Here is a 26966-nt window from a genome sequence, read left to right as displayed (position 1 = left end):
CTATCGCCCGTTACGCTGCAACCATTGTTCTGCCAGGCTTCGGGCCTTGGCATCCGCCGCAAACACTGCATCGAGCTCATTGACTGCAACTACAGGCTCAAGGACCAAAACTTCGTCGATGATACTCGCGATCTCCGGGTAGCGGATGCGCCGTTCAAGAAAGGCCGATACAGCCACTTCATTGGCCGCATTGAGCATCGCCGGAGCGCTGCCCCCCGCCTCGGCAGCTTGACGCGCCAGACGCAGGCAAGGGAACCGCTGCTCGTCGGGTGCCTGGAAGTCCAGACGGGCAATCGCGAACAGATCCAACGGGGCTACACCGGAGTCGATACGCTCCGGCCAGGCCAGGGCGTTGGCGATAGGCGTGCGCATATCCGGATTGCCCAACTGAGCAAGCACCGAGCCGTCGACATAATCCACCAGGGAATGGATCACGCTCTGCGGATGCACCACCACCTCGACCTGGGAAGGCTTGGCATCGAACAACCAGCAGGCCTCGATCAACTCCAACCCCTTGTTCATCATGCTCGCCGAATCCACGGAGATCTTGCGCCCCATGGACCAGTTCGGATGGGCACAGGCCTGTTCCGGCGAAACATGTTCGAGCTCGGCCAGAGGCGTCTGACGGAATGGACCGCCCGAAGCGGTCAACAGAATCCGTCGCACCCCGACCTGACTCAAGCCCCGAGAAAAATCCCCAGGCATGCATTGGAAAATCGCGTTGTGCTCACTGTCGATAGGCAGCAGCAACGAGCCACTCTTGCCTACCGCCTGCATGAACAGTGCGCCGGACATCACCAGCGCTTCTTTATTGGCCAGGAGGATCTTTTTGCCGGCCTCCACCGCCGCGAGGGTCGGACGCAGGCCCGCAGCCCCGACAATAGCCGCCATCACCGCATCGACTTCAGGCGCCGAGGCGACTTCACACAACCCCTGCTCCCCCACCAGCACCCGAGTCGACAGGCCAGCGGCTCGCAGATCGTCCTGCAAAGTCCTCGCCGCAGCGACCTCAGGCACCACGGCAAAACGCGGCACATGGCGTACGCACAACGCCAGCAACTCGGCCAGACGGCTGAACCCGCTAAGGGCAAACACCTGATAGCGATCCGGATGACGAGCAATCACATCCAGCGTACTCAGGCCAATGGAGCCCGTAGCCCCCAGAACCGTGATCTGTTGCACACGACTCACAGTGCAGCCATCCACAGCAGCACCGCAAACACTGGAATCGCTGCCGTCAGACTGTCGATCCGATCGAGCACACCGCCGTGCCCTGGCAACAGATTACTGCTGTCCTTGATGCCGGACTGACGCTTGAACATGCTCTCGGTCAGGTCACCGACCACCGAAATGAAGACCACAATGGCCGCACCCAACAGCCCCAACAGGATCTGTCCGAAGGACCAATCACGCACCAGCCCAACCACTGCCGTGATCACCAGGCTCAATGCCAGGCCGCCATAGACGCCCTCCCAGCTCTTGCCAGGACTCACCTGTGGCGCCAGCTTGCGCTTGCCGAAGGCCTTGCCGGAGAAGTAGGCACCGATATCTGCCCCCCAAACCAGCACCATTACCGCCATGATCAACCAATTGCCCAGTGGCAACTGCTTGATGAACACCAAGCCCTGCCAGGCCGGCAACAGGATCAATAGACCGATAAGCAGCTTGGGGGCCGCCCCGGACCATTGCTCACTGGTGCGCGGATAGGTCAGCACCAGGAAAGTCGCCAACCCCCACCACAACACCGCAGCACCCAGCACCCAAGGCGCAACACCCGGGACCAGATGCATCAAGAACAGCAGCGCCGCCACTACCAGCGCGTAAGCCACCCGAGCCGGCTGCGCCTCGAAACCCGCCAGACGCGCCCACTCCCAGGCCCCCAGGCTCACCACCAAACCGATGAACAGGGCAAACCCTGAACCTTCGAGCAGGAAAAACCCGCACAAGGCGATCGGCAGCAGGATCAGCGCAGTAATGATTCGTTGTTTAAGCATTAAACCCGGGCTCCAGCCTCGACCTGCTCGCTCGTTTTACCGAAGCGCCGCTGTCGAGATGCGTAATCGGCCAGCGCGTTGCGCATGGCTTCGTGTTTGAAGTCCGGCCAGAACAGGTCGGAGAAATACAGCTCGGCATAGGCCAGCTGCCACAGCAGGAAATTACTGATGCGATGCTCGCCACCGGTGCGGATGCAGAGGTCCGGCAACGGCAAGTCGCCGGTTGCCAGACAGGTCTGCAACAGGCCCGGAGTGATGTCCTCGGGTCGTAGATGACCGGCCTGAACCTCACGCGCCAGGCGCTGGGCAGCCTGGGCAATATCCCATTGACCACCGTAGTTGGCAGCAATCTGCAGAATGAAACGATCACTGCCCGCGGTAATCGCTTCCGCCTCGCGCATCGCCGCCTGCAACTCGGGATGGAAACGCGAACGGTCGCCAATGATCCGCAGACTGATGTTGTTCTCGTTAAGACGCTTGGCCTCACGCCGCAGCGCCTTGAAGAACAGATCCATCAAGGCACTGACTTCGTCGGCCGGGCGCTGCCAGTTTTCACTGGAAAAGGCAAACAGGGTCAGAACTTCAACCTTGGCCTCAGCGCACACTTCGATCACTGCACGTACCGCGTCAACGCCCGCTTTATGCCCGGCAACACCCGGCATAAAGCGCTTTTTTGCCCAGCGGTTATTACCGTCCATGATGATCGCCACATGGCGCGGCACCGAGGACAACACGGACTGCTTGGTCTTTTCCATGAAAACGCCTGACCCTTATACGGCCATCAAGTCCTTTTCTTTTTCCTCAGTCGCCTTGGCGATCTGAGCTTCAAAGTCCTTGATCAACTTGTCGATTTCGGCGCTGCCACGACGCTCTTCGTCTTCGCTGATTTCCTTGTCCTTGGTCAGCTTCTTCAACTCGCCCAAGGCATCGCGGCGAATGTTGCGTACAGCAACCCGCGCATCCTCGGCGGCGGCACGCGCCTGCTTGGTGAAGCCCTTGCGGGTTTCCTCGGTCAGCGGCGCCATCTTGATCAGCAGCAACTCGCCCAGGTTGGTCGGGTTGAGGTTAAGACCGGCACTGCCAATGGCCTTGTCGATGGCTCCGAGCATGTTGCGCTCGAACGGCACGACCTGCAGGGTCTGGGAGTCCTTCACGGTCACGTTGGCAACGCCGCTCAACGGCGTGTCGGTACCGTAGTAAGGCACCATCACGCTGCCCAGAATGCTGGGGTGCGCCTTGCCGGTGCGGATCTGGCCGAATGCATGCGCCAGAGACTCCAGGGTTTTCTTCATGCGCTCTTGAGCGTCTTTCTTGATTTCGTTGATCATTGCTCGCCTTCCTCGATCAGGGTTCCTTCAGCGCCACCATGCACGATATTCAGCAGGGCGCCGGGCTTGTTCATGTTGAATACCCGCAGCGGCATCTTGTGGTCGCGGCACAGGCAAATGGCCGTCAGGTCCATCACTCCCAGCTTGCGATCCAGCACTTCATCGTAAGTCAGATGATCGAACTTCTCGGCATGCGGGTCTTTGAACGGGTCTGCAGTGTAAACACCGTCGACCTTGGTTGCCTTGAGCACGACATCGGCATCGATCTCGATGGCGCGCAGACAGGCTGCGGAGTCGGTAGTGAAGAACGGGTTGCCGGTACCGGCCGCGAAAATCACCACTTCTTTGGAGTTCAGGTGGCGCATGGCCTTGCGACGGTCATAGTGATCGGTCACACCCACCATGGAAATAGCGGACATCACGATGGCCGAGATATTCGCACGTTCCAGCGCGTCGCGCATGGCCAGGGCGTTCATCACAGTGGCCAGCATGCCCATGTGGTCGCCTGTGACCCGATCCATCCCGGCAGCGCTCAAGGCGGCGCCACGGAACAGGTTGCCACCACCGATCACCAAACCTACCTGGACACCGATGCCAACCAGTTGGCCGACTTCCAGCGCCATGCGGTCCAGCACCTTGGGGTCGATTCCGAACTCTTCCGAGCCCATCAGGGCCTCGCCGCTAAGCTTGAGTAGAATGCGTTTATAGCGAGCTTGATAACCACTGCCCTGCTGAGCCATTGCGAATCTCTCCTGCGGCGTATTTTAAAAATTCTTTGCGGGCCGTTTGCAGCCTGCGTTCACTCTAGCTTGACGCTGTCACAGCGCCATCAGAACACGACTTTGTAAACCGGTTCCGAGGTAAAGCAACAAAATTGCCCTGCCCATTTGAAAAGAGGCTGCGCGCGTGAGCGGGCAGCCTCTTCTGGGCGACAGTTGAAAAACCGTCTTACTGTTGCTTGGCAGCAGCCAGTTGTGCAGCAACTTCTTCAGCGAAGTTGTCTTCTTTCTTCTCGATGCCTTCACCTACTGCGAAACGGGTGAAGGAAACGATTTCAGCGCCGCCTTTCTTGGCCAGAGCACCTACGGTGACTTCTGGATCCTTGACGAACGCTTGCTCAACCAGGCTGGCTTCAGCCAGGAACTTGCTGATACGGCCAGCGATCATTTTCTCGACGATTTCGGCTGGCTTGCCTTTCATCTTGTCTTCGTTCAGCTGCAGGAACACAGCTTTTTCGCGTTCGATGGCTTCGGCAGAAACCTGCGAAGGCAGCAGGAACTCAGGGTTGCTTGCCGCTACGTGCATGGCGATGTCTTTGGCCAGCTCAACGGAGCCGCCCTTCAGGACAACCGCAACACCGATCTTGTTACCGTGCAGGTAAGTACCGACCACGTCACCTTCAACGCGAGCCAGACGACGGATGTTGACGTTCTCACCGGTCTTGCCCACCAGGATCAGACGGTCAGCTTCTTGAGCTTCGATCAGTGGAGCGGAGTCGGTCAGTTTGTCAGCGAACGCTTTTTCAACGCTGGCAGCAACGAATGCCTTGAAGTCGTCCTGCAGAGCCAGGAAGTCGGTCTGCGAGTTCACTTCCAGCAGGACAGCGGCTTTACCGTCGTCCTTGATGGCGATAGCGCCTTCAGCAGCCACGTTGCCTGCTTTCTTGGCAGCCTTGATGGCGCCGGAAGCACGCATGTCATCAATGGCTTTCTCGATGTCGCCGCCGGCCTTGGTCAAGGCCTTTTTGCAATCCATCATGCCTTCGCCGGTACGCTCGCGCAGTTCTTTGACCAACGCTGCAGTAATCTCTGCCATTTTCAAAATCCTCTTGGATAGGTTTTCAACCATTCCACCCGATCGAACGGGCGTTCAATTCTTGGGCGCTGCCCCGAATTCACTTCATAACAGCCCCGCATTACAGAAACTGTCGGGGCGCAACGACGAAATGATTTTCGAGTTGGCAAAAAGGGGGCCAAGCCCCCTTTTTGCGTACTGAGTAAACGCTAAGCGTCAGTTACTCAGGCTTCAGCCGCCGGTGCTGCAGCTTCTTCGAACACTTCGGTGCCGCCAGCAACGTTGTTGCGACCACGGATCACAGCGTCAGCCATCGAACCCATGTACAGCTGGATGGCGCGAATGGCGTCATCGTTGCCTGGGATGATGTAGTCAACACCTTCCGGGCTGCTGTTGGTATCGACAACGCCGATGACCGGGATGCCCAGCTTGTTGGCTTCGGTGATCGCGATGCGCTCGTGATCAACGTCGATCACGAACAGTGCGTCAGGCAGGCCGCCCATGTCCTTGATACCACCCAGGGAACGATCCAGCTTTTCCAGGTCGCGAGTGCGCATCAGCGCCTCTTTCTTGGTCAGCTTGGCGAAGGTGCCGTCTTCTGCTTGCACTTCAAGGTCACGCAGACGCTTGATGGAAGCACGGATGGTTTTGTAGTTGGTCAGCATGCCGCCCAACCAGCGGTGATCGACGTACGGCGAACCGCAACGTGCTGCTTCTTCAGCAACGATCTTGCCAGCGGAACGCTTGGTGCCGACGAACAGAATCTTGTTTTTGCCCTGGGCCAGACGCTCTACGAAAGTCAGAGCTTCGTTGAACATTGGCAGGGTTTTTTCAAGGTTGATGATGTGAATCTTGTTACGCGCACCAAAAATGTACTTACCCATTTTCGGGTTCCAGTAACGGGTTTGGTGACCGAAGTGCACACCGGCCTTCAGCATATCGCGCATGTTGACTTGGGACATGATAGTTCCTTAATAAGTCGGGTTAGGCCTCCACGCATCCCAATGACCAACCAACAGCATGTGCTGAGGGCACCCAGGTCATCGTGTCGACACGTGTGTGGGTTTGAGCTTTTCGGGGCATCCCCGGAAAGCGGCGCATTTTATACCACAGCAAGGGCCAAAACGGAACCCGGATTCACATCCGTCGATCCTTGCAGTTTTCGCCCTGACCTTGGAAACAGCCCAGAATGCACCATTGTATGGAGACAAGCGCCAGCAGAACCTCAGATTTACGCTGAGCCTCTGTTAGAATCGCACCTTTGCGGCTTCCGAAAACCTCACCGGTTCCATCCCGGTTCCAGCCTTGCAGGGGCAGGTTTTCAAGCCATTCCGTGTATATCGCGCCATTGAGCGTCAAGAGAGCCTGTATGACCGTCACCCTCAAAACTCCCGAGGACATCGCCAAAATGCGTGTCGCCGGCAAACTGGCCGCCGAAGTCCTGGAAATGATTGCCGAGCATGTCAAACCCGGTGTCACCACAGAGGAACTGGACCGCATCTGCCATGACTACATCGTCAACGTGCAGGGCGCTATCCCGGCCCCGCTGAACTACAAGGGTTTCCCCAAGTCCATCTGTACCTCGATCAATCACGTGGTGTGCCACGGCATTCCCAACGAGAAGCCCCTGAAGGACGGCGACACTCTGAACATCGACGTCACCGTCATCAAGGACGGCTACCACGGCGACACCAGCCGCATGTTCCACGTCGGCACCGTGCCAGTCTGGGCCGAGCGCCTGTCGCAGATCACCCAGGAATGCATGTACAAGGCCATCGAACTGGTGAAGCCGGGCTGCCGCCTGGGCGACATCGGCGAAGTAATCCAGAAGCACGCGGAAAAGAACGGCTTCTCGGTGGTTCGCGAGTTCTGTGGTCACGGCATCGGCAAGGTGTTCCACGAAGAGCCGCAGATCCTGCACTACGGCCGCGCCGGCACCGGCATGGAACTCAAGGCCGGCATGACCTTCACCATCGAGCCGATGATCAACCAGGGCAAGGCCGACACTAAGGTACTGGGCGACGGTTGGACCGCCATCACCAAGGACCGCAAGCTCTCGGCACAGTGGGAACACACCCTGCTGGTGACCGAAACCGGCTACGAGATCTTTACCCTGCGCAGCGATGACACCATCCCCCGGGTATCTGCCTGATCCACAACGCCGCGTCCCGACCTTATAGATAGAAAGGAAAGCCAATCGATGCCGCAGGTGGATCCCGAACTCTTCGACCGTGGCCAGTTCCAGGCGGAACTGGCACTGAAGGCCAGCCCCATCGCCGCCTTCAAGAAAGCCATCCGTCAGGCACGAGAAGTGCTCGACAACCGCTTTCGCAGCGGACGGGAAATCCGCCGGCTGATCGAGGACCGCGCCTGGTTCATCGATAACATCCTGCAAAAGGCCTGGGACCAGTTCACCTGGAGCAACGAAGCCGACATCGCCCTGGTGGCGGTCGGCGGCTACGGCCGCGGCGAGCTTCACCCCTATTCCGATATCGACCTGCTGATCCTCCTGGACAGCGCCGATCATGAGATCTTTCGCGACTCCATCGAACGCTTTCTCACCCTGCTCTGGGACATCGGCCTGGAAGTCGGGCAAAGCGTGCGTTCGGTGGATGAATGCGCCGAGGAGGCCCGGGCCGACCTGACGGTCATCACCAACCTGATGGAAAGCCGCACCATCGCCGGCCCCGAGCGCCTGCGCCAGCGCATGCTGGACGTCACCAGCACCGCACATATGTGGCCGAGCAAGGACTTCTTCCTGGCCAAGCACGCCGAGCAGAAGGCCCGCCACCACAAGTACAACGACACCGAATACAACCTGGAGCCCAACGTCAAAGGCTCACCCGGCGGCCTGCGGGATATCCAGACCATTCTATGGGTCGCCCGGCGCCAGTACGGCACCCTGAATCTGCGAGCCCTGGCCGGCGAAGGCTTCCTGGTGGAAAGCGAAAACGCCCTGCTGGCCTCCTCCCAGGAGTTCCTGTGGAAGGTCCGCTACGCCCTGCACATGCTCGCCGGCCGCGCCGAAGACCGCCTGCTGCTGGACCACCAGCGCTCCATCGCCGAGCTACTGGGTTTCAGCGGTGAAGACGTCAAGCAGTCGATTGAAAGCTTCATGCAGCAGTACTACCGAGTGGTGATGAGCATCGCCCAGTTGAGCGACCTGATCATCCAGCACTTCGAAGAGGTGATCCTCGCCCCCGAGGACGAAGCCCCGCCACAGCCGATCAACGCCCGCTTCCAACTGCACGACGGCTACATCGAGGCGATCAACGACAACGTGTTCAAACGCACACCGTTCGCCATGCTGGAAATCTTCGTGCTGATGGCCCAGCACCCGGAGATCAAGGGCGTACGCGCCGACACCATCCGCCTGCTGCGCGAGCACCGGCACCTGATCGACGACGACTTCCGTCACGACATCCGCAACACCAGCCTGTTCATCGAGCTGTTCAAATGCGAGATCGGCATCCACCGCAACCTGCGGCGGATGAACCGCTACGGCATCCTTGGACGCTACCTGCCGGAATTCGGCTTCATCGTTGGACAGATGCAGCACGACCTGTTCCACATCTATACCGTGGACGCCCACACGCTGAATCTGATCAAGCACCTGCGCAAGATGCAGTACACGCCGATCTCCGAGAAATTCCCCCTGGCCAGCAAGCTCATGGGCAAGCTGCCCAAGCCCGAACTGATCTACCTGGCCGGCCTGTATCACGACATCGGCAAGGGCCGCCACGGCGACCACTCGGAGATCGGCGCGGTGGATGCCGAAGCCTTCTGCGTCCGCCACCAACTGCCTCTATGGGACACCCGGATGATCGTCTGGCTGGTGCAGAACCACCTGGTGATGTCCACCACCGCCCAGCGCAAGGACCTGTCCGACCCGCAGGTGATCCACGATTTCGCCCAGACTGTGGTCGACCAGACCCGCCTCGACTACCTCTACGTACTCACGGTCGCCGACATCTACGCCACCAACCCGACCCTGTGGAACTCCTGGCGCGCCAGCCTGTTGCGCCAGCTCTACACCGAAACCAAGCGTGCCCTGCGCCGCGGCCTGGAAAACCCGGTGGACCGCGAAGAGCAGATCCGCCAGACCCAGAGCGCCGCCCTGGACATCCTGGTGCGCAACGGCACCGATCCGGACGAGGTCGAGCAGCTCTGGTCGCAACTGGGAGACGACTACTTTCTGCGTCACACCGCTGGCGATGTGGCCTGGCACAGCGACGCGATCCTCCAGCAGCCGGCCGATGGCGGGCCACTGGTGCTGATCAAGGAAATCACCCAGCGCGAGTTCGAGGGTGGCACCCAAATCTTCATCTACGCCCCGGACCAGCACGACTTCTTTGCGGTGACCGTGGCCGCCATGGACCAGCTCAACCTCAACATCCATGACGCTCGGATCATCACCTCCAGCAGCCAGTTCACCCTCGACACCTACATCGTCCTGGACAACGACGGCGAGTCCATCGGCAACAACCCGCAGCGGGTCGAGCAGATCCGCAAAGGCCTGACCGATGCCCTGCGCAACCCCGACGACTACCCGACCATCATCCAGCGCCGGGTGCCGCGACAGCTCAAGCACTTTGCCTTCGAGCCCGAGGTGACCATCCACAACGACGCCCAGCGCCCGGTCACCGTGCTGGAACTCAGCGCCCCGGATCGTCCGGGCCTGCTGGCGCGGATCGGCAAGATCTTCCTGGAGTTCGACCTGTCGCTGCAGAACGCCAAGATCGCCACCTTGGGCGAGCGCGTGGAAGACGTGTTCTTCATCACCGACGCGCACAACCACCCTCTTTCCGACCCACAGCTGTGCAGCCGCTTGCAGGATGCGATCGTCGAACAGTTGAGTGTCAGCCATGAACCGACTATCGAAATGACCCGCATGAGCATCTGAAGGGTCCGAACCGCCGCTTTGAGTGAGAAAACGCACCGATGAACAACGCTCTGAACCAGTTGCAGCCCTACCCGTTCGAAAAGCTGCGGGCCCTGCTCGGCACCGTGACCCCCAACCCGGACAAGCGCCCGATCGCCCTGTCCATCGGCGAGCCCAAGCACCGCTCGCCGAGCTTTGTCGCCGAAGCCCTGGCCAGCAACCTCGATCAGATGGCGGTCTACCCCACCACACTGGGTATACCGGCCCTGCGTGAAGCCATCGCTGGCTGGTGCGAGCGACGCTTCGGCGTGCCGACCGGCTGGATCGACCCGGCGCGCAACGTCCTGCCGGTCAACGGCACCCGTGAAGCCCTGTTCGCCTTCACCCAGACCGTAGTCAACCGCGGTGACGACGCCCTGGTGGTCAGCCCCAACCCCTTCTATCAGATCTACGAAGGCGCAGCCTTCCTTGCCGGGGCCAAGCCGCACTACCTGCCGTGCCTGGATGAAAACGGCTTCAACCCGGATTTCGACGCCGTACCGGCCGAGATCTGGCAGCGCTGCCAGATCCTCTTTCTGTGCTCCCCGGGCAACCCCACCGGCGCGCTGATCCCGCTGGACACCCTGAAGAAACTGATCGCCCTGGCCGACGAACACGACTTCGTGATCGCCGCCGACGAGTGCTACAGCGAGCTGTACTTCGACGAACAGACCCCGCCGCCGGGGCTGCTCAGCGCCTGCGTCGAACTGGGCCGCAAGGACTTCAAGCGTTGCGTGGTATTCCACAGCCTGTCCAAGCGCTCCAACCTGCCGGGCCTGCGCTCCGGCTTCGTGGCCGGCGACGCCGACATCCTCAAGGGTTTCCTGCTGTACCGCACCTACCACGGCTGCGCCATGCCGGTGCAGACCCAACTGGCCAGCATCGCCGCCTGGAACGACGAAGTGCACGTGCGCGCCAACCGCGCCCTGTACCGCGAGAAGTTCGACGCGGTGCTGGCAATCCTCGCGCCAGTAATGGACGTGCAGCGCCCGGACGGCAGCTTCTACCTGTGGCCCAACGTGGCCGGGGATGACGCCGCCTTCTGCCGCGACCTGTTCGAGCAGGAGCACGTGACCGTGGTTCCGGGTTCCTACCTGTCGCGGGATGTGGACGGCACCAACCCGGGCGCCGGACGGGTGCGCATGGCGCTGGTCGCGCCGCTGGCGGAGTGTGTCGAGGCAGCCGAGCGGATTCGCGACTTCGTTCTGCGTCGCGCGTGAGCCCCTTCGCCGGCAAGCCGGCTCCTACACCCTCCCAGTAGGAGCCGGCTTGCCGGCGAAAGCGTTATTCGCTCACTTCACCTGCCCCAAATTCGCCTCGCTCAAATCCAGGTCCGCCAACACCTCTCGCAGCACATCGTCACCGATCTGGTGATGCCGGCTCAGGCGGTACAGCTCCAGCCGTTGCGCGCGCAGGGCCTTGAGCCGCAGGCGGCGTTCCAGCAAGTCCATCTGCAATGCCAGGGCCTGGGCCTCGGCGGAATCGTTGTAGACCTCCAACTGATGCCGGTACTCAGCCATCAAACGGCCCTTGAGCTCGGTGGCCAGTGCCGCCTGGGCCGCATCGGGGGCCTCACTGGTTTCAGCCACTTCCTCGGCTTCCAGGGCATGGATCGCCGCCTCGGCGGTCTTGCGCCAGGCATCGCGGACTTCTCCACGGCGTTTGTCGTCGGGGCTTTTGACGATACCGCGCAACAGCAGCGGCAGGGCAATGCAGGCCGCCACCAGGGACAGCAGGATCACTCCAGCGGCGATAAAGATCAGCAGATCACGTTCGGGGAAGGCCTCCCCGGCGCCCAGGAACAAGGGCACCGACATCACGCCGGCCAGGGTCACAGCCCCACGCACCCCACCCACCGTCAGCAGCCAACAGGAGCGCGCCGTGGGCACCAGGGTCAGCTCGCCCTTGCCGCGCCAGCGCCGCAGCAGCCCGGACAGGCGCCAGATGCTCTGCACCCAGATAAAACGCAACACCAACAGCACCAGGAAGATCGCCAGCACATCCAGGCAGCGGTAGAACAGGGTCGGCCAGAGTGAAGTTTCATGACTGACCACGGCCTTGATGATGTCAGGCAATTGCAGCCCCAACAGTAGGAAGATCAGGCCATTGAAGGCGAACTCCAGCAGCGACCAGACACTGCGATTGAGCAATCGGGTGCTGGTCTGGCGCGGCAGCAGGTCGAGCCAGCTCTGCATCATTCCCGCCGCCACCGCCGAGAGAATGCCCGAGGCCCCCAGGCGCTCGGCCAGGACGTAAGCCGCGAACGGCAATAGCAACATGAACACCACATGGGTCGCCGGATCGTCCCAGCCGCGGGCGATCATCCAGGCCCGCAGGCGCCCGACCAGCCAGCTCAGGGCCACGCCGACCGCCAAGCCACCCACCGCCACCAGGACAAAGGTCAGGCTGGCATTGGCCAGGGAGAACACCCCGGTAACGGCGGCCACCAGGGCGAACTTGAAAGTCACCAGGCCCGAGGCATCGTTCATCAGGGCCTCGCCCTGGAGCATGTGCATCAGCGGGGTTGGCAGGCGGTTCTGGGAAATGGCCGACACCGCGACGGCGTCAGTGGGCGACAGCACCGCGGCCAGGGCGAAAGCCACCGGCAACGGGATGGTCGGCAACAGCCAGTGAATGAAATAACCGGCCCCGACCACGGTGAACAACACCAGACCCACCGCCAAGGTCAGGATCGGGCCACGCAAGCGCCAGAACTCGCGCTTGGGCATGCGCCAACCGTCGGAAAACAGCAACGGCGGCAGGAACAGGAAAAGGAACAATTCCGGGTCCAGGGCCACATGCAAACCCAGGGTCGGCCAGGCCAACAGGGCTCCGGCGGCGATCTGTACCAGAGGCAAGGGCAGCGGAATCACCCGTCCGACCAGTCGCGAAAGACTCACCAGCATCAGCAGGATGAGGACGGTATAGGCGGTTTGCATAAAGCGAAAATCCAAGGCTCAACAGGAAAAATCGTACGCATCTCAGCTGAGAATCGCCGACGAAGTGCCATATTAGCCGCTTAAACTCGGTACTGACCGCTGCACAAAAGTCGCAAGCCCCATGACCTGCCATGCAACAACCTGCGACAAAGCCGATTTCAGGCCGACGCTGAAGCGCTGCGGTCGTGGCATAATCCGTGACCTTTCATCTCCAGCATCTCCAAAGGGGGCAATTCCTTGACCGCTTCAAGCAAAACGTTGCACCTTTTCGGCATCAAAGCCTGTGACACCATGAAAAAGGCGCGCACCTGGCTCGATGAACACGCTGTCAGCTATGACTTCCATGATTACAAAACCTCCGGCATTGACCGTGAGCACCTGAATCAGTGGTGCAACGAGCACGGCTGGCAGGTGGTGTTGAACCGCGCGGGCACGACCTTTCGCAAACTCGATGACGAAAGCAAAGCCGATCTCGACCAGGCGAAAGCCGTTGAACTGATGCTCGCGCAACCTTCGATGATCAAGCGCCCGGTGCTCGACCTCGGAGACAAGACCCTGATTGGCTTCAAGCCAGACCTTTACGCAGCGGCGCTCAAGTAAGCCTGCTCACTCTATTTCGCAAGAGGTAACTGCATGTCCACTACTCTGTTCAGCCTGGCATTCGGTGTCGGCACCCAAAATCGTCAAGGCGCCTGGCTGGAAGTGTTCTACGCATCGCCACTGCTCAATCCTGCCGCCGAAATCGTTGCCGCTGTCGCACCGATCCTCGGCTACAGCGAAGGCAACCAGGCCATCACCTTCACCACCGCCCAGGCCGCGCAAATGGCCGACGCGCTGAAAGGCATCGACGCCACCCAGGCTGCCCTGCTGACCCGCCTGGCCGAAAGCCACAAGCCGCTGGTAGCCACCCTGCTGGCCGAAGACGCTCAATTGACCTCCACCCCAGAGGCTTACCTGAAGCTGCACCTGCTGTCCCACCGCTTGGTCAAGCCGCACGGCCTGAGCCTGGCCGGGGTGTTCCCACTGCTGCCGAACGTAGCCTGGACCAGCCAGGGCGCCATCGATCTGGGCGAGTTGGCCGAGCGGCAACTGGAAGCCCGCCTGCGCGGCGAGCTGCTGGAAGTGTTCTCCGTGGACAAGTTCCCGAAAATGACCGACTACGTGGTGCCGAGCGGCGTGCGTATCGCTGATAGCGCACGAATCCGCCTGGGCGCCTACATCGGCGAGGGCACCACCGTGATGCACGAAGGCTTCGTCAACTTCAACGCCGGCACCGAAGGCCCGGGCATGATCGAAGGCCGTGTGTCGGCTGGCGTGTTCGTCGGCAAAGGTTCGGACCTGGGCGGTGGCTGCTCCACCATGGGCACCCTGTCGGGTGGCGGCAACATCGTGATCAAGGTCGGCGAAGGCTGCCTGATCGGCGCCAACGCCGGTATCGGTATTCCCCTGGGCGACCGCAACACCGTGGAGTCGGGTCTGTACGTGACCGCCGGCACCAAGGTGGCGCTGCTGGACGAAAACAACCAGCTGGTCAAAGTGCTCAAGGCCCGTGAACTGGCCGGCCAGCCGGACCTGCTGTTCCGCCGCAACTCGGAAACCGGCGCCGTGGAGTGCAAGACCCACAAGTCGGCCATCGAGCTGAACGAAGCGCTGCACGCTCACAACTAAGCAGCGATTCGGTTTCACTGGAACCGGCCGGGCGCTTATCATCGGCGCCCGGCCTGTTCAAACGAGTTCTGCCACCATGCTTGTACCCTCCCCCTGGCGCGCCGACTTCCCGGCCATCGCCGCCCTGCATCGCCAGGACCAGACGTACCTGGACAACGCCGCCACCACGCAAAAACCCCAAGCCCTGCTGGACGCCCTGGCCCACTACTACGCCAATGGCGCGGCCAATGTGCATCGCGCGCAGCACCTGCCCGGCGCCCATGCCACCCAGGCCTTCGAGGACAGTCGCCGCAAGGTCGGCCAATGGCTGAATGCCGGTGACAGCGGACAGATCATCTTCACCCACGGCGCCACCAGTGCGCTGAATCTCCTGGCTTATGGCCTGGAGCAGCAATTTGAAAGCGGCGATGAGATCGTCATCAGCGCCCTTGAACACCATGCCAACCTGCTGCCCTGGCAACAGTTGGCCCAACGTCGCGACCTCAAGCTGCTGATCCTGCCCCTGGATGCCGACGGACTGATCGATATTGATGCGGCAAGCCGTCTGATTGGCCCGCGCACTCGCCTGCTGGCAGTGAGCCAGTTGTCCAATGTGCTCGGCGCCTGGCAACCCTTGACGCCACTGCTGGCCATGGCCAAGGCCCAGGGCGCACTGACGGTGATCGACGGCGCCCAGGGCGTGGTCCATGGCCGTCACGATGTGCAGGCCCTGGGCTGCGACTTCTATGTGTTCTCCAGCCATAAACTTTATGGTCCGGACGGCGTCGGCGTGCTGTTCGGCCGTCATGCCGCGCTCAAGCACCTGCGTCATTGGCAGTTCGGCGGAGAAATGGTCCAGGACGCCGACTACCAGCACGCCAGCTTTCGCCCGGCGCCCCTGGGATTCGAGGCCGGCACCCCGCCGATTGCCGGAGTCATTGGCCTGGGGGCGACCCTGGATTACCTCGCTGGCCTGGATCAGCAGGCAGTGGCCACGCACGAAGCCGCGCTGCATGCCTATCTGCTGCAGGGCTTGCAGGCACGCAATGGCATCCGCCTGCTGGGCACGCCGCAACTGGCCCTGGTCAGCTTCGTCGTGGATGGCGTGCACAACGCCGACCTGGCCCACCTGCTGACCGAACAGGGCATTGCCGTTCGGGCCGGTCATCATTGCGCCATGCCGCTGATGAAAAGCTTCGGCCTCGTCGGGGCGATTCGCGTATCCCTGGCGCTGTACAACGACTCCGAGGACTTGGAGCGTTTCTTCGAAGCCCTGGATCAGGCCCTGGAGTTGCTGCGATGAGCCTGCCGGCGGACGCCGTGGCCGCCCTTGAAGTTTTCCAGGGGGCGGCCGGCTGGGAACAGCGGGCCCGCCTGCTGATGCAATGGGGCGAGCGCCTGCCACCCCTGAGCGAGGACGACAAGGTAGACGCCAATCGAGTCCATGGCTGTGAAAGCCAGGTCTGGCTAGTGGCGGCCCTGGAAAATGGTCATTGGCAGTTTGCCGCCGCCAGCGACGCACGACTGATTCGCGGTTTGGTGGCCTTGCTGCTGGCCCGGGTCAACGGCCTGACGGTGCAGCAATTGCAGGAAGTGGACCTGGCGGACTGGTTCAACCAGCTGGGCCTGTCGCGCCAGCTCTCGCCGTCGCGCAGCAATGGCCTGAACGCCGTCTTGCAACGCATGAACGAACTGGCCAGCGCCCTGTAGCCGCTGCCGAGCCTGCGAGGCTGCGAAAAGGTCCGCAGGACCTTGCCTGGCGATCTCCCGCCAGCCCCCCTAGCGGCCTCAAGCCCCACGGCCCGCCGGGCCGCTCGCAGCCTGCGGCAGCGGCTACAGGGGCTTGCTGCGTTCAGATGGGCGACGCACGCCGGCAACGATCTTGTCCACCGCCTTGGTCGCCGCCACCATGCCAAAGGTCGCGGTCACCATCATCACCGCGCCAAAACCGCCGGCACAGTCGAGCTTGACCCCGTCGCCGACAAAGCTCTTCTGCAGGCAGATGCTGCCATCGGGTTTCGGATAACGCAGTTGCTCAGTAGAAAACACACAGGGCACGCTGTAGTGCCGGGTCACGGTACGCGAAAAACCATAGTCACGACGCAAGGTGGAACGCACCTTGGAGGCCAACGGGTCATTAAAGGTGCGGTTCAGGTCGCAGACCTGGATCAGCGTCGGGTCGATCTGCCCGCCGGCACCGCCAGTGGTGATGATCTGGATCTTGCGCCGCTTGCACCAGGCAATCAGCGCCGCCTTGGCATTCACGCTGTCGATGCAATCGATCACGCAGTCGATGTCGGGGGTAATGTATTCGGCCATGGTCTCGCGGGTGACGAAATCCGCTACCGCGTGCACCTTACAGTCTGGGTTGATGCCCCGCAGGCGCTCGGCCATGACCTCGACCTTGGGCTTGCCCACGGTGCTGTCCAGGGCGTGCAACTGACGGTTGCTGTTGCTGACGCAGACATCGTCGAGGTCGAACAGCGAGATCTCCCCGACCCCGCAACGGGCGATGGCTTCCGCCGCCCAGGAACCGACTCCGCCGACGCCAACGATCGCCACATGGGCCGCCCGCAGCCGCTCCAGGCCTTCAATGCCATACAAACGGGCGACGCCGGCAAACCGTGGATCTTCTGTACTCATGACCATCACCTAAAAAACCGGCGCGCATTATAGAGCTGGGAAGCGACAAGTTTTAAGCCGCCAGCTACAAGTAAAGAACTTAAACGCAATTACAGTGCCCAAGGTCTGGCTTTCCTCTGTGCGCTGTACGCTCAGTTGAGGGCCGGTGTAGGATGCCCGCCGTTTGGCGCCTGCCAACCCTTCCCTCGTTCCACACCTTTTGGAACCCGAAATAGCTATGTCATCGCGTAAATTTGGACTCAACCTGGTGATAGTGCTGGCCATTGCCGCGCTGTTCACCGGTTTCTGGGCGCTGATCAATCGCCCGGTCTCGGCCCCCGACTGGCCGGAACAGATCTCCGGTTTTTCCTACTCGCCTTTCCAGCAGGGCCAGTTCCCGCAGAAGGAGCAGTACCCGTCCGACGATGAAATGCGTCGTGACCTGGAGATCATGAGCAAGCTGACCGACAACATCCGTACCTATTCGGTGGACGGCAGCCTGCAGGATATTCCCAAGCTGGCGGAAGAGTTTGGCCTGCGAGTGACCCTGGGGATCTGGATCAGCCCGGACCTGGAGCGCAACGAGCGGGAAATCATGCGCGCCATCGAGCTGGCCAACAGCTCACGCAGCGTCGTCCGCGTAGTGGTGGGCAACGAAGCGATCTTCCGCAAGGAAATCACCGCCGACCAGTTATCGGTGCTTCTCGACCGGGTCCGCGCTGCGGTGAAAGTTCCGGTGACCACTTCAGAACAGTGGCACGTCTGGGAAGAACACCCGGAACTGGCCAAACACGTCGATCTGATCGCCGCGCACATCCTGCCCTACTGGGAATTCATCCCGATGGACAAGGCCGGGCAGTTTGTCCTCGACCGCGCCCGGGACCTGAAGAAGATGTTCCCGAAAAAGCCGCTGCTGCTGTCCGAGGTGGGCTGGCCGAGCAACGGCCGCATGCGCGGTGGCGCTGACGCCAGCCCCGCGGACCAGGCGATCTACCTGCGGACCCTGGTCAACAAGCTCAATCGCCAGGGCTACAACTACTTTGTCATCGAAGCCTTCGACCAACCGTGGAAGGCCAGCGACGAGGGTTCGGTAGGCGCCTACTGGGGCGTGTTCAACGCTGCGCGCCAACAGAAATTCAACTTCGAAGGCCCTGTGGTGGCGATCCCGCAATGGCGGGTGCTGGCCATCGGTTCGGTGGTGCTGGCGCTGCTGTCGCTGACCCTGCTGATGATCGACGGCTCGGCCCTGCGCCAGCGCGGCCGCACCTTCCTGACCTTCATCGCCTTCCTCTGCGGTTCAGTGCTGGTGTGGATCGGCTACGACTACAGCCAGCAATACAGCACCTGGTTCAGCCTGACGGTGGGCTTCCTGCTGGCCCTCGGCGCGCTGGGGGTGTTTATCGTGCTGCTGACCGAGGCCCATGAACTGGCCGAGGCGGTGTGGGTCCGCAAACGCCGGCGCGAGTTCCTGCCGGTGGAAGGAGACTCCAGCTACCGGCCGAAAGTCTCGATCCACGTGCCCTGCTACAACGAGCCGCCGGAGATGGTCAAACAGACCCTCAACGCCCTGGCCAACCTCGATTACCCGGACTTCGAAGTCCTGATCATCGACAACAACACCAAGGACCCGGCGGTCTGGGAACCGGTGCAGGCCTATTGCGAGACCCTGGGTCCACGCTTCAAGTTCTTCCACGTCGCGCCCCTGGCCGGTTTCAAGGGCGGCGCCCTGAACTACCTGCTGCCGCACACCGCCAAGGATGCCGAAGTGATCGCGGTGATCGACTCCGACTACTGCGTCGACCGCAACTGGCTCAAGCACATGGTGCCGCACTTCGCCGATCCGAAGATCGCCATCGTACAATCGCCCCAGGACTACCGCGACCAGAACGAAAGTACCTTCAAGAAGCTCTGCTATGCGGAATACAAGGGCTTCTTCCATATCGGCATGGTCACCCGCAACGACCGTGACGCGATCATCCAGCACGGCACCATGACCATGACCCGGCGTTCGGTGCTGGAAGAATTGGGCTGGGCCGACTGGTGCATCTGCGAAGACGCCGAGCTGGGCCTGCGAGTGTTCGAGAAAGGCCTGTCGGCGGCCTACCATCACGAAAGCTACGGCAAGGGCCTGATGCCCGACACCTTCATCGACTTCAAGAAGCAGCGCTTCCGCTGGGCCTATGGCGCGATCCAGATCATCAAGCGCCACACCGCCAGCCTGCTGCGTGGCAAGGACACCGAACTGACCCGTGGCCAGCGCTACCACTTCCTGGCGGGTTGGCTGCCGTGGGTGGCGGACGGCATGAACATTTTCTTCACCGTCGGCGCCCTGCTGTGGTCGGCGGCGATGATCATCGTGCCGCAACGGGTCGACCCGCCGCTGCTGATCTTCGCGATCCCGCCGCTCGCGCTGTTCGTGTTCAAGGTGGGCAAGATCATCTTCCTCTACCGCAGGGCAGTGGGGGTCAACCTCAAGGATGCGTTCTGCGCGGCCCTGGCCGGCCTGGCCTTGTCCCACACCATCGCCAAGGCGGTGCTGTACGGCTTCTTCACCAGCAGCATCCCGTTCTTCCGCACCCCGAAGAACGCCGACAACCACGGCTTCTGGGTAGCCATCTCGGAAGCCCGGGAAGAGTTGTTCATCATGCTGCTGTTGTGGGGCGCGGCGCTGGGGATCTTCCTGGTACAGGGGCTGCCCAGCAACGACATGCGCTTCTGGGTGACCATGCTTCTGGTGCAGTCGCTGCCCTATGTGGCGGCACTGATCATGGCGTTCCTGTCGTCACTGCCAAAACCTGCGGAACACCCCGAGCCGGCTCCAGCCGCCTAAATCGATGCAAAGCACTAAACGGCGGCCTCAGGCCGCCGTTTTGCTTTAAGATATCCGCCATTTTGCGCGCCCCGCCCAACCCTGTAGGCGCTGGCTGACCAGCGAACCACGCGACGCGGTGTAACCAGTAAACCGCCATCGCCGGCCAGCCGGCTCCTACACAATGCCTTGCACCGGAGTTCCCCATGACGGCCCCTGCCGAGCTTTCGCCGACCCTGCAACTTGCCTGTGATCTGATCCGTCGCCCCTCGGTGACGCCGGTCGACGCCGACTGCCAGAAGCTGATGATGCAGCGCCTGGGGGATGCCGGCTTCAAGCTGGAACCGATGCGCATCGAGGACGTGGACAACTTCTGGGCCACCCATGGCCAGCATGAAGGCCCGGTGCTGTGCTTCGCCGGCCACACTGACGTGGTGCCCACCGGCCCGGTCCAGGCCTGGCAGAACGACCCGTTCGAAGCCCTGATCGACGAGCACGGCATGCTGTGTGGCCGTGGCGCGGCGGACATGAAAGGCAGCCTGGCCGCCATGCTGGTGGCCGCCGAGCGCTTTGTCGCCGATTACCCGGACCACAAGGGCTCGATAGCCTTCCTGATCACCAGCGACGAAGAAGGCCCGGCGCACCATGGCACCAAGGCGGTGGTGGAACGCCTGGCGGCACGCAAGGAGCGCCTGGACTGGTGCATCGTCGGTGAACCTTCGAGCACCAGCCTGGTGGGCGACGTGGTCAAGAATGGTCGCCGCGGCTCCCTCGGCGCCAAGCTCACGGTGCGTGGGGTGCAAGGCCACGTGGCCTACCCGCATCTGGCCAAGAACCCGATCCACCTGGCGGCACCGGCCCTGGCGGAACTGGCGGCCGAACACTGGGACGACGGCAATGCCTTCTTCCCGCCCACCAGCTTCCAGATTTCCAACCTCAATTCCGGGACCGGCGCCACCAATGTGATCCCCGGTGATCTGGTGGCGGTGTTCAACTTCCGCTTCTCCACCGAATCCACCGTTGAAGGCCTGCAACAACGGGTTGCAGCGATCCTCGACAAGCACGGCCTGGACTGGCACGTGGACTGGGCCCTGTCCGGCCTGCCGTTCCTCACCGAACCCGGCGCCCTGCTGGACGCGGTCTCGGCCAGCATCAAGCAAGTCACTGGCCGCGAGACCCAGGCGTCCACCAGCGGCGGCACGTCCGACGGGCGCTTCATCGCCACCCTGGGCACCCAGGTGGTGGAATTGGGCCCGGTCAACGCCACCATCCACCAGGTCAACGAGCGGATCCTGGCCAGCGACCTGGATGTGCTGACCGAGATCTACTATCAGACTCTCGTCAAGTTGCTTGCCTGATGCTTGCCTGTCCTCTTTGCAACGCACCGCTGAACGCGGTGGACAACGGCGTGGTCTGCCCGGCCGGGCATCGCTTCGACCGTGCCCGCCAGGGCTACCTGAACCTGCTGCCGGTGCAGCACAAGAACAGCCGTGACCCGGGCGACAACCAGGCCATGGTCGAGGCCCGCCGCGACTTTCTCAACGCTGGGCACTACGCCCCGGTGGCCCGGCGCCTGGCAGAGCTGGCGGCAGAACGCACGCCCCAGCGCTGGGTCGACATCGGCTGCGGCGAGGGTTACTACACCGCGCAGTTGGCCGACGCCCTGCCCGACGCCGACGGCTACGCCCTGGATATTTCCCGGGAGGCCGTGAAACGCGCCTGTCGTCGCGCGCCGCAACTGACCTGGATGGTCGCCAGCATGGCGCGCATCCCGTTGGCCGATGCCAGCTGCCAGTTTCTCGCCAGCGTCTTCAGCCCCCTCGACTGGCAAGAGGCCAAGCGCCTGTTGAGCCCGGGTGGCGGCCTGATGAAAGTCGGCCCTACCAGCGGCCACCTGATGGAGCTGCGCGAACGCCTGTACGACGAAGTGCGTGAATACACCGACGACAAGCACCTGGCCCTGGTGCCGGAGGGCATGGCCCTGGCCCACAGCGAAACCCTGGAGTTCAGGCTGCGCCTGGAGCGCCCGGAAGATCGCGCCAACCTGTTGGCCATGACGCCCCACGGCTGGCGCGCCAGCGCCGAACGCCGGGCCGCAGTGATCGAGCAGGCCGAGCCTTTCGAGGTCAGCGTGTCGATGCGCTACGATTACTTCGTGCTGCAGTAACCCCCCACTTAACCCAACGACCGCGGGCATGGGCCCGAGGTCGAAGAAATCCGCGAATGGATTTTTCAGACCGGCAATGAGGACATCCATGCGCCAGCCCGATATCGAGATTTACCTGAAAGACGCCGACGTCGACTACAAGGCCATCGCCACCTGGCTCGGCGCCGTGCTCGGCCCTTGCAGCGACTGGGTGCAAAAGGGCCAGACCTACAAATGCACCGCAGGCTCAGTACCCGTGACCTGGCTGCCCAAGGCCGTGGGCAAGTGGAACAGCCTGTACCTGGAAAGCGACCAGACTCCGTGGGACGACGACATTGCCTGTGCCCGCGCCGCCTTTGCCGCGCTGAATGTGGAAGTGCGCTGTGCACCGGGCAGTTGGGTCGAGGAAGAAGGTGAAGAGACCGCCGATCGCTGGATTCGCATCAGCACCGACGGCGAAGAAGAGATTACCTGGCGCACTGCCTGAACAGCGCAATCCGGTAGGAGCCGGCTTGCCGGCGAAAAGGCCCCTGAGCCTTGCATCGCCAGCGCCCCGTTCGCTGGCAAGCCAGCTCCTGCAGGGTTGGTTACAGGCCGACGACGTCTTCGGCTTGCAGACCTTTCTGACCTTCGACCACGGCGTATTCCACCTGCTGGCCTTCGGTCAGCGAACGGTGGCCTTCGCCACGGATCGCTCGGTAATGGACAAACACGTCCGCCCCACCTTCACGCTGGATAAAGCCGTAGCCCTTGGCGTCGTTGAACCACTTCACGTTGCCGGTCTCACGAGTAGTCATGAATCCACACCTCATTTTTTTATTATTGGCTGGGCGCACTGCCACCCTGCCTTGAGAACTTTCCCTCGAGCTGCCTCTCTATGACTGGAGGCAATACGACCGCGGGAGAGTCGGCCGAGTATATGACAGGCGTAAAAACTCTCAACTCAATCTTGTTTGGGTGCTTTTTTGCCGATTTTCGGCGAATCCGGCACACTACCGGCCCCGAGCAGGTGCTCGGTTTTGATTTCTTATTCACTCACGCAGAAGCCGTATGACCCGCTCCCCGATCCGTCGTCTTGTGTTTGGCACCTTGCGCCGCCTGCTGTACCTCTGGGTCCGCTCGGAAACCATCAACCAGTCGTCCTTCACCCTCGACCTCGACCGCAGCCGGCCGGTGTTCTACGTCCTGCAAAACCCATCCCTGACCGACCTCGCCGTGGTCGATACCGAATGCACCAAGGCCGGCTTGCCGCGCCCGGTACTGCCGGTGTCGGTGGGCAACCTGCTGGAGCCCGCGGCGTTCTTCTACCTGACCCCGGAACCCGACTGGCTCGGTCGCCAGGACAAACGCGGCGCACCGCCAACCCTGACCCGACTGGTCAGCGCCCTGACCCAGAACGCTGCCGAAGATGCGCAAATCATTCCGGTCAGTGTGTTCTGGGGCCAGTCCCCGGACAGCGAGTCTAGCCCCTGGAAGCTGCTGTTCGCCGACAGTTGGGCGGTCACCGGACGCCTGCGCCGGCTGCTGAGCATCATGATCCTGGGGCGCAAGACCCGGGTGCAGTTCTCGGCCCCGATCAACCTGCGCGAACTGATCGAGCACAACAAGGGTCACGAACGCACCGTGCGCATGGCCCAGCGCATCCTGCGGGTGCACTTTCGCAACCTCAAGGCCGCGGTCATCGGCCCGGACATCTCCCACCGGCGCAACCTGGTCAAGGGCCTGCTCAACCAGCCCCTGGTGAAACAGGCGATCCTCGACGAAGCCGAGCGCGAGAAGATCTCCCCGGAAAAGGCCAAGGCCCAGGCCCTGCGCTACGGCAACGAGATCGCCTCGGACTACACCTACACTGCAATCCGCTTCCTGGAAGTGGTGCTGAGCTGGTTCTGGAACAAGATCTACGACGGGATCAAGGTCAACCACCTCGAAGGCGTACAGAAAATCGCCCAGGGCCACGAAGTGATCTACGTGCCCTGCCACCGCAGCCATATCGACTACCTGCTGCTGTCCTACCTGCTGTTCCGCAATGGCCTGACCCCGCCGCACATCGCCGCCGGGATCAACCTCAACATGCCGGTGATCGGCAGCCTGTTGCGCCGAGGCGGGGCCTTCTTCATGCGCCGCACCTTCAAGGGCAACCCGCTGTACACCTCGGTGTTCAACGAGTACCTGCACACCCTGTTCACCAAGGGTTTCCCGGTGGAGTACTTCGTCGAAGGCGGCCGCTCGCGCACCGGGCGCATGCTGCAGCCCAAGACCGGGATGCTGGCCATCACCCTGCGCAGCTTCCTGCGTTCCTCACGCATGCCCATCGTTTTCGTGCCGGTGTACATCGGCTACGAGCGGGTTCTGGAAGGCCGCACCTACCTGGGCGAACTGCGCGGCGCGAGCAAGAAGAAGGAGTCGATCTTCGACATCTTCAAAGTCATCGGCGCCCTCAAACAGCGCTTTGGCCAGGTGGCGGTGAACTTCGGCGAACCGATCAAACTGGCGGAATTCCTCGACCAGGAACAACCGGACTGGCGCACCCAGGAACTGGGCCCGCAATACCGCCCGGCCTGGCTCAATGAAACCACCAACCGCCTGGGCGAGCGGGTGGCTCAGCACCTCAATGAAGCCGCGGCGATCAACCCGGTGAACCTGGTGGCCCTGGCCCTGCTGTCCACCAGCCGCCTGGCCCTGGACGACCGAGCCATGGCCCGGGTCCTGGACCTGTACCTGGCGCTGTTGCGCCGCGTGCCCTACTCGCCCCACACCACCTTGCCGGAAGGCGACGGCCAGGCGCTGATCCAGCACGTCAAGGACATGAACCTGCTGGCCGAGCAGAACGACGCCCTGGGTAAGATCCTCTACCTGGACGAGCAGAACGCCGTCCTCATGACCTACTACCGCAACAACGTGCTGCACATCTTCGCCCTGCCGGCACTGCTGGCGAGCTTCTTCCAGAGTTCGTCGCGCATGAGCCGCGAACAGATCCTGCGCTACACCCGCGCGCTGTATCCCTACCTGCAGTCGGAGCTGTTCATTCGCTGGTCCCTGGAAGAACTGGACGGCGTGGTGGATCAATGGCTGGAGGCCTTCGTCGAACAGGGCCTGCTGCGCTTCGAGAAAGACCTGTACCTGCGCCCGGCGCCCAGCTCGCGGCATTTTGTCCTGCTGACCCTGCTGTCCAAGAGCATCGCCCAGACCCTGCAGCGCTTCTACATGGCCATTTCCCTGTTGCTCAACAGCGGCCAGAACAGTATCAGCGCCGAAGAACTGGAAGACCTGTGCACGGTCATGGCCCAGCGCCTGTCGATCCTGCATGGCCTCAATGCCCCGGAGTTCTTCGACAAGAGCCTGTTCCGCCACTTCATCCAGACCCTGCTGGATCAAGGCGTGCTGCGCCGCGACGAAGCCGGCAAGCTGAGCTATCACCCACTGCTGGGGGAACTGGCCGAGGGCGCGGCCAAACGGGTGCTGCCGGCGGAGATTCGCCTGTCGATCCGCCAGGTCGCCCTGCACCGCAGCGAAGATGCCGCCGACCAGCTCGCGGCACCGGCGCAAAGCGACTAGATTCTTATCGGCGCCGCAGAACCTGCGGCGCCCTCGATACGGAGATCCGTCATGAAAAAACTCACCCTGCTGGCAGCCACTGCGCTGCTTGGAGCCTGCCAGGCCATGCAACCCGCAGCCAAGGCCAGCCTCGACGGCGAAGTCTTCTATCTGCAACGCATCGCCCTGCCGCCTGCCGCCACCTTGAGCGTGAGCCTGCAGGACGTCTCCCTGGCGGACGCTCCGGCGGTGGTCCTGGCCGAGCAGATTGGCCCGGTCAAAGGCCAGGTGCCGCTGCCCTTCCACCTCAGCTACGACCCGGCCCAGGTCAAGCCCGGCCACCGCTACGCGGTCAGTGCGCGGATCGAACTGGACGGCAAGCTGATGTTCATCACCACCGAACACAACGGGGTCAACCTCGACGGCAAAGATCCCCAGCCGTTGAAACTCCGTGTCGACGCTGTACGTTAATTTTCATTGCCCAAGGAAGCCGCCATGCTCCGTACCTCGCTCCGTTTCACCAGCCTGTGCGCTGGCCTGCTGATCTCCGCCAGTGCCCTGGCCCTGTCCCTGAGCGACCTGTCCCAGGGTGACGCCAGCGGTGGCCTCAAGGACGCCCTGACCCAAGGCGCACAGATCGCCGTCAAACAGCTGGGGACGCCCGGCGGGTTCAGCAACAACCCCGATGTGCGTATCGAACTGCCGGGCAACCTCGGCAAAGTCGCGAAGAAAATGAAACAGTTCGGCATGGGTGATCAGGTCGATCAGCTGGAAACCAGCATGAACAAAGCCGCTGAGGCCGCCGTGCCGCAAGCACAGGCACTGCTGGTGGACGCGGTGAAGAAGATGACCGTGGCCGACGCCAAGGGCATTCTCGCCGGTGGCAAGGACTCCGCCACCCAGTATCTGGACAAGAGCAGCCGCGAACAGATCCGCGCCAAGTTCCTGCCTATCGTCAAGCAAGCCACCGATCAGGTCGGCCTGGCCAAGCAGTACAACTCCTTCGCCGGCCAGGCCGCGACCCTGGGTGTGCTGGATGCCAAGAGCGCCAACATCGAAGGCTACGTGACCGAGCAAGCCCTCAATGGTCTGTTCGAAATGATCGGCAAGCAGGAAGAAACCATTCGCCAGAACCCGGCGGCTGCGGCCACCAGCCTGGCCAAGAAAGTCTTCGGCACCCTCTGATCCGCCCTACGGCCTTGCCCACTGTTTAGCGGGCAAGGCCGCGAGTG

General features: G+C 62.1%; 24 protein-coding genes. 14 read left to right on the top strand and 10 right to left on the bottom strand.

What is annotated here, in order from left to right; genetic code table 11:
* The 7 genes from ispC to rpsB form a co-directional block, all read right to left on the bottom strand.
* On the bottom strand, positions 1 to 1191 hold the full coding sequence (gene ispC, locus PQT43_RS02270) for a 1-deoxy-D-xylulose-5-phosphate reductoisomerase (protein ID WP_267269459.1): 1191 nt from the start codon (positions 1189 to 1191) through the stop codon (positions 1 to 3).
* Complete coding sequence (locus PQT43_RS02265) at positions 1188 to 1994, bottom strand: phosphatidate cytidylyltransferase (RefSeq protein ID WP_102878549.1); 807 nt, start codon at positions 1992 to 1994, stop codon at positions 1188 to 1190. Before PQT43_RS02265 ends, ispC begins: the two co-directional genes overlap by 4 nt.
* Entirely contained in the window at positions 1994 to 2749 is a 756-nt protein-coding gene (gene uppS, locus PQT43_RS02260; RefSeq protein WP_011059528.1) for a polyprenyl diphosphate synthase, read from the bottom strand. Before uppS ends, PQT43_RS02265 begins: the two co-directional genes overlap by 1 nt.
* A gap of 15 nt (positions 2750 to 2764) precedes the next feature.
* The gene (frr, locus tag PQT43_RS02255) at positions 2765 to 3322 is read right to left on the bottom strand and encodes a ribosome recycling factor (protein ID WP_102861367.1); all 558 of its coding nucleotides are present in this window, start codon (positions 3320 to 3322) and stop codon (positions 2765 to 2767) included.
* A complete protein-coding gene (pyrH, locus tag PQT43_RS02250) occupies positions 3319 to 4062 on the bottom strand; it encodes a UMP kinase (RefSeq protein WP_011059526.1) in 744 nt (247 codons plus the stop codon). Before pyrH ends, frr begins: the two co-directional genes overlap by 4 nt.
* A 208-nt stretch (positions 4063 to 4270) precedes the next feature.
* Positions 4271 to 5137, bottom strand: a complete 867-nt coding sequence (tsf, locus tag PQT43_RS02245) for a translation elongation factor Ts (protein ID WP_272753457.1) — start codon at positions 5135 to 5137, stop codon at positions 4271 to 4273.
* Positions 5138 to 5340: 203 nt separating this feature from the next.
* Positions 5341 to 6078 carry a 30S ribosomal protein S2 gene (gene rpsB / locus PQT43_RS02240; protein ID WP_011059524.1) on the bottom strand — a complete coding sequence of 246 codons (738 nt, stop codon included), beginning with the start codon at positions 6076 to 6078 and terminating at the stop codon, positions 5341 to 5343.
* A gap of 407 nt (positions 6079 to 6485) precedes the next feature.
* Between rpsB and map the strand changes: the two genes are divergently transcribed.
* The 3 genes from map to dapC are packed head-to-tail and all read left to right on the top strand — an operon-like array spanning position 6486 to position 11257.
* Positions 6486 to 7268, top strand: a complete 783-nt coding sequence (gene map, locus PQT43_RS02235) for a type I methionyl aminopeptidase (RefSeq protein ID WP_102861366.1) — start codon at positions 6486 to 6488, stop codon at positions 7266 to 7268.
* Positions 7269 to 7316: 48 nt separating this feature from the next.
* Positions 7317 to 10019 carry a [protein-PII] uridylyltransferase gene (locus tag PQT43_RS02230; protein WP_272753455.1) on the top strand — a complete coding sequence of 901 codons (2703 nt, stop codon included), beginning with the start codon at positions 7317 to 7319 and terminating at the stop codon, positions 10017 to 10019.
* A 38-nt stretch (positions 10020 to 10057) separates the two neighbouring features.
* Entirely contained in the window at positions 10058 to 11257 is a 1200-nt protein-coding gene (dapC, locus tag PQT43_RS02225) for a succinyldiaminopimelate transaminase (protein WP_110596478.1), read from the top strand.
* 72 nt (positions 11258 to 11329) lie between these two features.
* On the opposite strand, the gene PQT43_RS02220 is transcribed toward dapC, so the two are convergent.
* Positions 11330 to 12976 (bottom strand): Na+/H+ antiporter, encoded by a 1647-nt coding sequence (locus tag PQT43_RS02220; protein WP_102861360.1) that lies wholly within the window; start codon positions 12974 to 12976, stop codon positions 11330 to 11332.
* Between the two features lie 237 nt (positions 12977 to 13213).
* Between PQT43_RS02220 and PQT43_RS02215 the strand changes: the two genes are divergently transcribed.
* From PQT43_RS02215 to PQT43_RS02200, 4 genes are all read left to right on the top strand, one after another.
* Complete coding sequence (locus tag PQT43_RS02215) at positions 13214 to 13576, top strand: ArsC family reductase (protein WP_102861359.1); 363 nt, start codon at positions 13214 to 13216, stop codon at positions 13574 to 13576.
* Positions 13577 to 13609: 33 nt separating this feature from the next.
* Positions 13610 to 14644 (top strand): 2,3,4,5-tetrahydropyridine-2,6-dicarboxylate N-succinyltransferase, encoded by a 1035-nt coding sequence (gene dapD / locus PQT43_RS02210; protein ID WP_102861358.1) that lies wholly within the window; start codon positions 13610 to 13612, stop codon positions 14642 to 14644.
* A 76-nt stretch (positions 14645 to 14720) separates the two neighbouring features.
* Positions 14721 to 15926 carry an aminotransferase class V-fold PLP-dependent enzyme gene (locus PQT43_RS02205; protein WP_102878546.1) on the top strand — a complete coding sequence of 402 codons (1206 nt, stop codon included), beginning with the start codon at positions 14721 to 14723 and terminating at the stop codon, positions 15924 to 15926.
* Positions 15923 to 16333: a SufE family protein gene (locus tag PQT43_RS02200; protein WP_110596476.1), complete on the top strand. Its 411-nt coding sequence runs from the start codon at positions 15923 to 15925 to the stop codon at positions 16331 to 16333. Before PQT43_RS02205 ends, PQT43_RS02200 begins: the two co-directional genes overlap by 4 nt.
* A 123-nt stretch (positions 16334 to 16456) precedes the next feature.
* Here the strand turns inward: PQT43_RS02200 and tcdA are convergent, their stop codons facing one another.
* A complete protein-coding gene (tcdA, locus tag PQT43_RS02195) occupies positions 16457 to 17272 on the bottom strand; it encodes a tRNA cyclic N6-threonylcarbamoyladenosine(37) synthase TcdA (protein ID WP_372820912.1) in 816 nt (271 codons plus the stop codon).
* A gap of 211 nt (positions 17273 to 17483) precedes the next feature.
* On the opposite strand from tcdA, the gene PQT43_RS02190 reads away from it, so the two are divergent.
* The 4 genes from PQT43_RS02190 to PQT43_RS02175 all read left to right on the top strand — a co-directional run bounded on the left by PQT43_RS02190 (position 17484) and on the right by PQT43_RS02175 (position 22687).
* Positions 17484 to 20075: a glycosyltransferase gene (locus PQT43_RS02190; RefSeq protein WP_110596474.1), complete on the top strand. Its 2592-nt coding sequence runs from the start codon at positions 17484 to 17486 to the stop codon at positions 20073 to 20075.
* Positions 20076 to 20260: 185 nt separating this feature from the next.
* Positions 20261 to 21412: a succinyl-diaminopimelate desuccinylase gene (gene dapE / locus PQT43_RS02185; RefSeq protein ID WP_267269452.1), complete on the top strand. Its 1152-nt coding sequence runs from the start codon at positions 20261 to 20263 to the stop codon at positions 21410 to 21412.
* Complete coding sequence (locus PQT43_RS02180) at positions 21412 to 22221, top strand: putative RNA methyltransferase (RefSeq protein WP_102861353.1); 810 nt, start codon at positions 21412 to 21414, stop codon at positions 22219 to 22221. Before dapE ends, PQT43_RS02180 begins: the two co-directional genes overlap by 1 nt.
* An 88-nt stretch (positions 22222 to 22309) precedes the next feature.
* Positions 22310 to 22687, top strand: a complete 378-nt coding sequence (locus PQT43_RS02175) for a hypothetical protein (protein ID WP_102861352.1) — start codon at positions 22310 to 22312, stop codon at positions 22685 to 22687.
* A gap of 100 nt (positions 22688 to 22787) precedes the next feature.
* Here the strand turns inward: PQT43_RS02175 and PQT43_RS02170 are convergent, their stop codons facing one another.
* Entirely contained in the window at positions 22788 to 22997 is a 210-nt protein-coding gene (locus PQT43_RS02170; protein WP_011059510.1) for a cold-shock protein, read from the bottom strand.
* Between the two features lie 253 nt (positions 22998 to 23250).
* Between PQT43_RS02170 and plsB the strand changes: the two genes are divergently transcribed.
* Genes plsB through PQT43_RS02155 form a run of 3 tightly spaced genes read left to right on the top strand, consistent with a single transcriptional unit; the run spans position 23251 to position 26919 of the window.
* Positions 23251 to 25755 carry a glycerol-3-phosphate 1-O-acyltransferase PlsB gene (gene plsB / locus PQT43_RS02165; protein ID WP_102878541.1) on the top strand — a complete coding sequence of 835 codons (2505 nt, stop codon included), beginning with the start codon at positions 23251 to 23253 and terminating at the stop codon, positions 25753 to 25755.
* Positions 25756 to 25806: 51 nt separating this feature from the next.
* The gene (locus tag PQT43_RS02160) at positions 25807 to 26205 is read left to right on the top strand and encodes a YbaY family lipoprotein (RefSeq protein WP_272753453.1); all 399 of its coding nucleotides are present in this window, start codon (positions 25807 to 25809) and stop codon (positions 26203 to 26205) included.
* A 24-nt stretch (positions 26206 to 26229) separates the two neighbouring features.
* A complete protein-coding gene (locus tag PQT43_RS02155; protein ID WP_102878539.1) occupies positions 26230 to 26919 on the top strand; it encodes a DUF4197 domain-containing protein in 690 nt (229 codons plus the stop codon).
* Positions 26920 to 26966: the final 47 nt, after the last annotated feature.

The organism is Pseudomonas sp. BLCC-B112, assembly GCF_028550695.1.
GTDB lineage: Bacteria > Pseudomonadota > Gammaproteobacteria > Pseudomonadales > Pseudomonadaceae > Aquipseudomonas > Aquipseudomonas danubii.
This window is presented reverse-complemented; position numbering and strand designations above follow the sequence as displayed.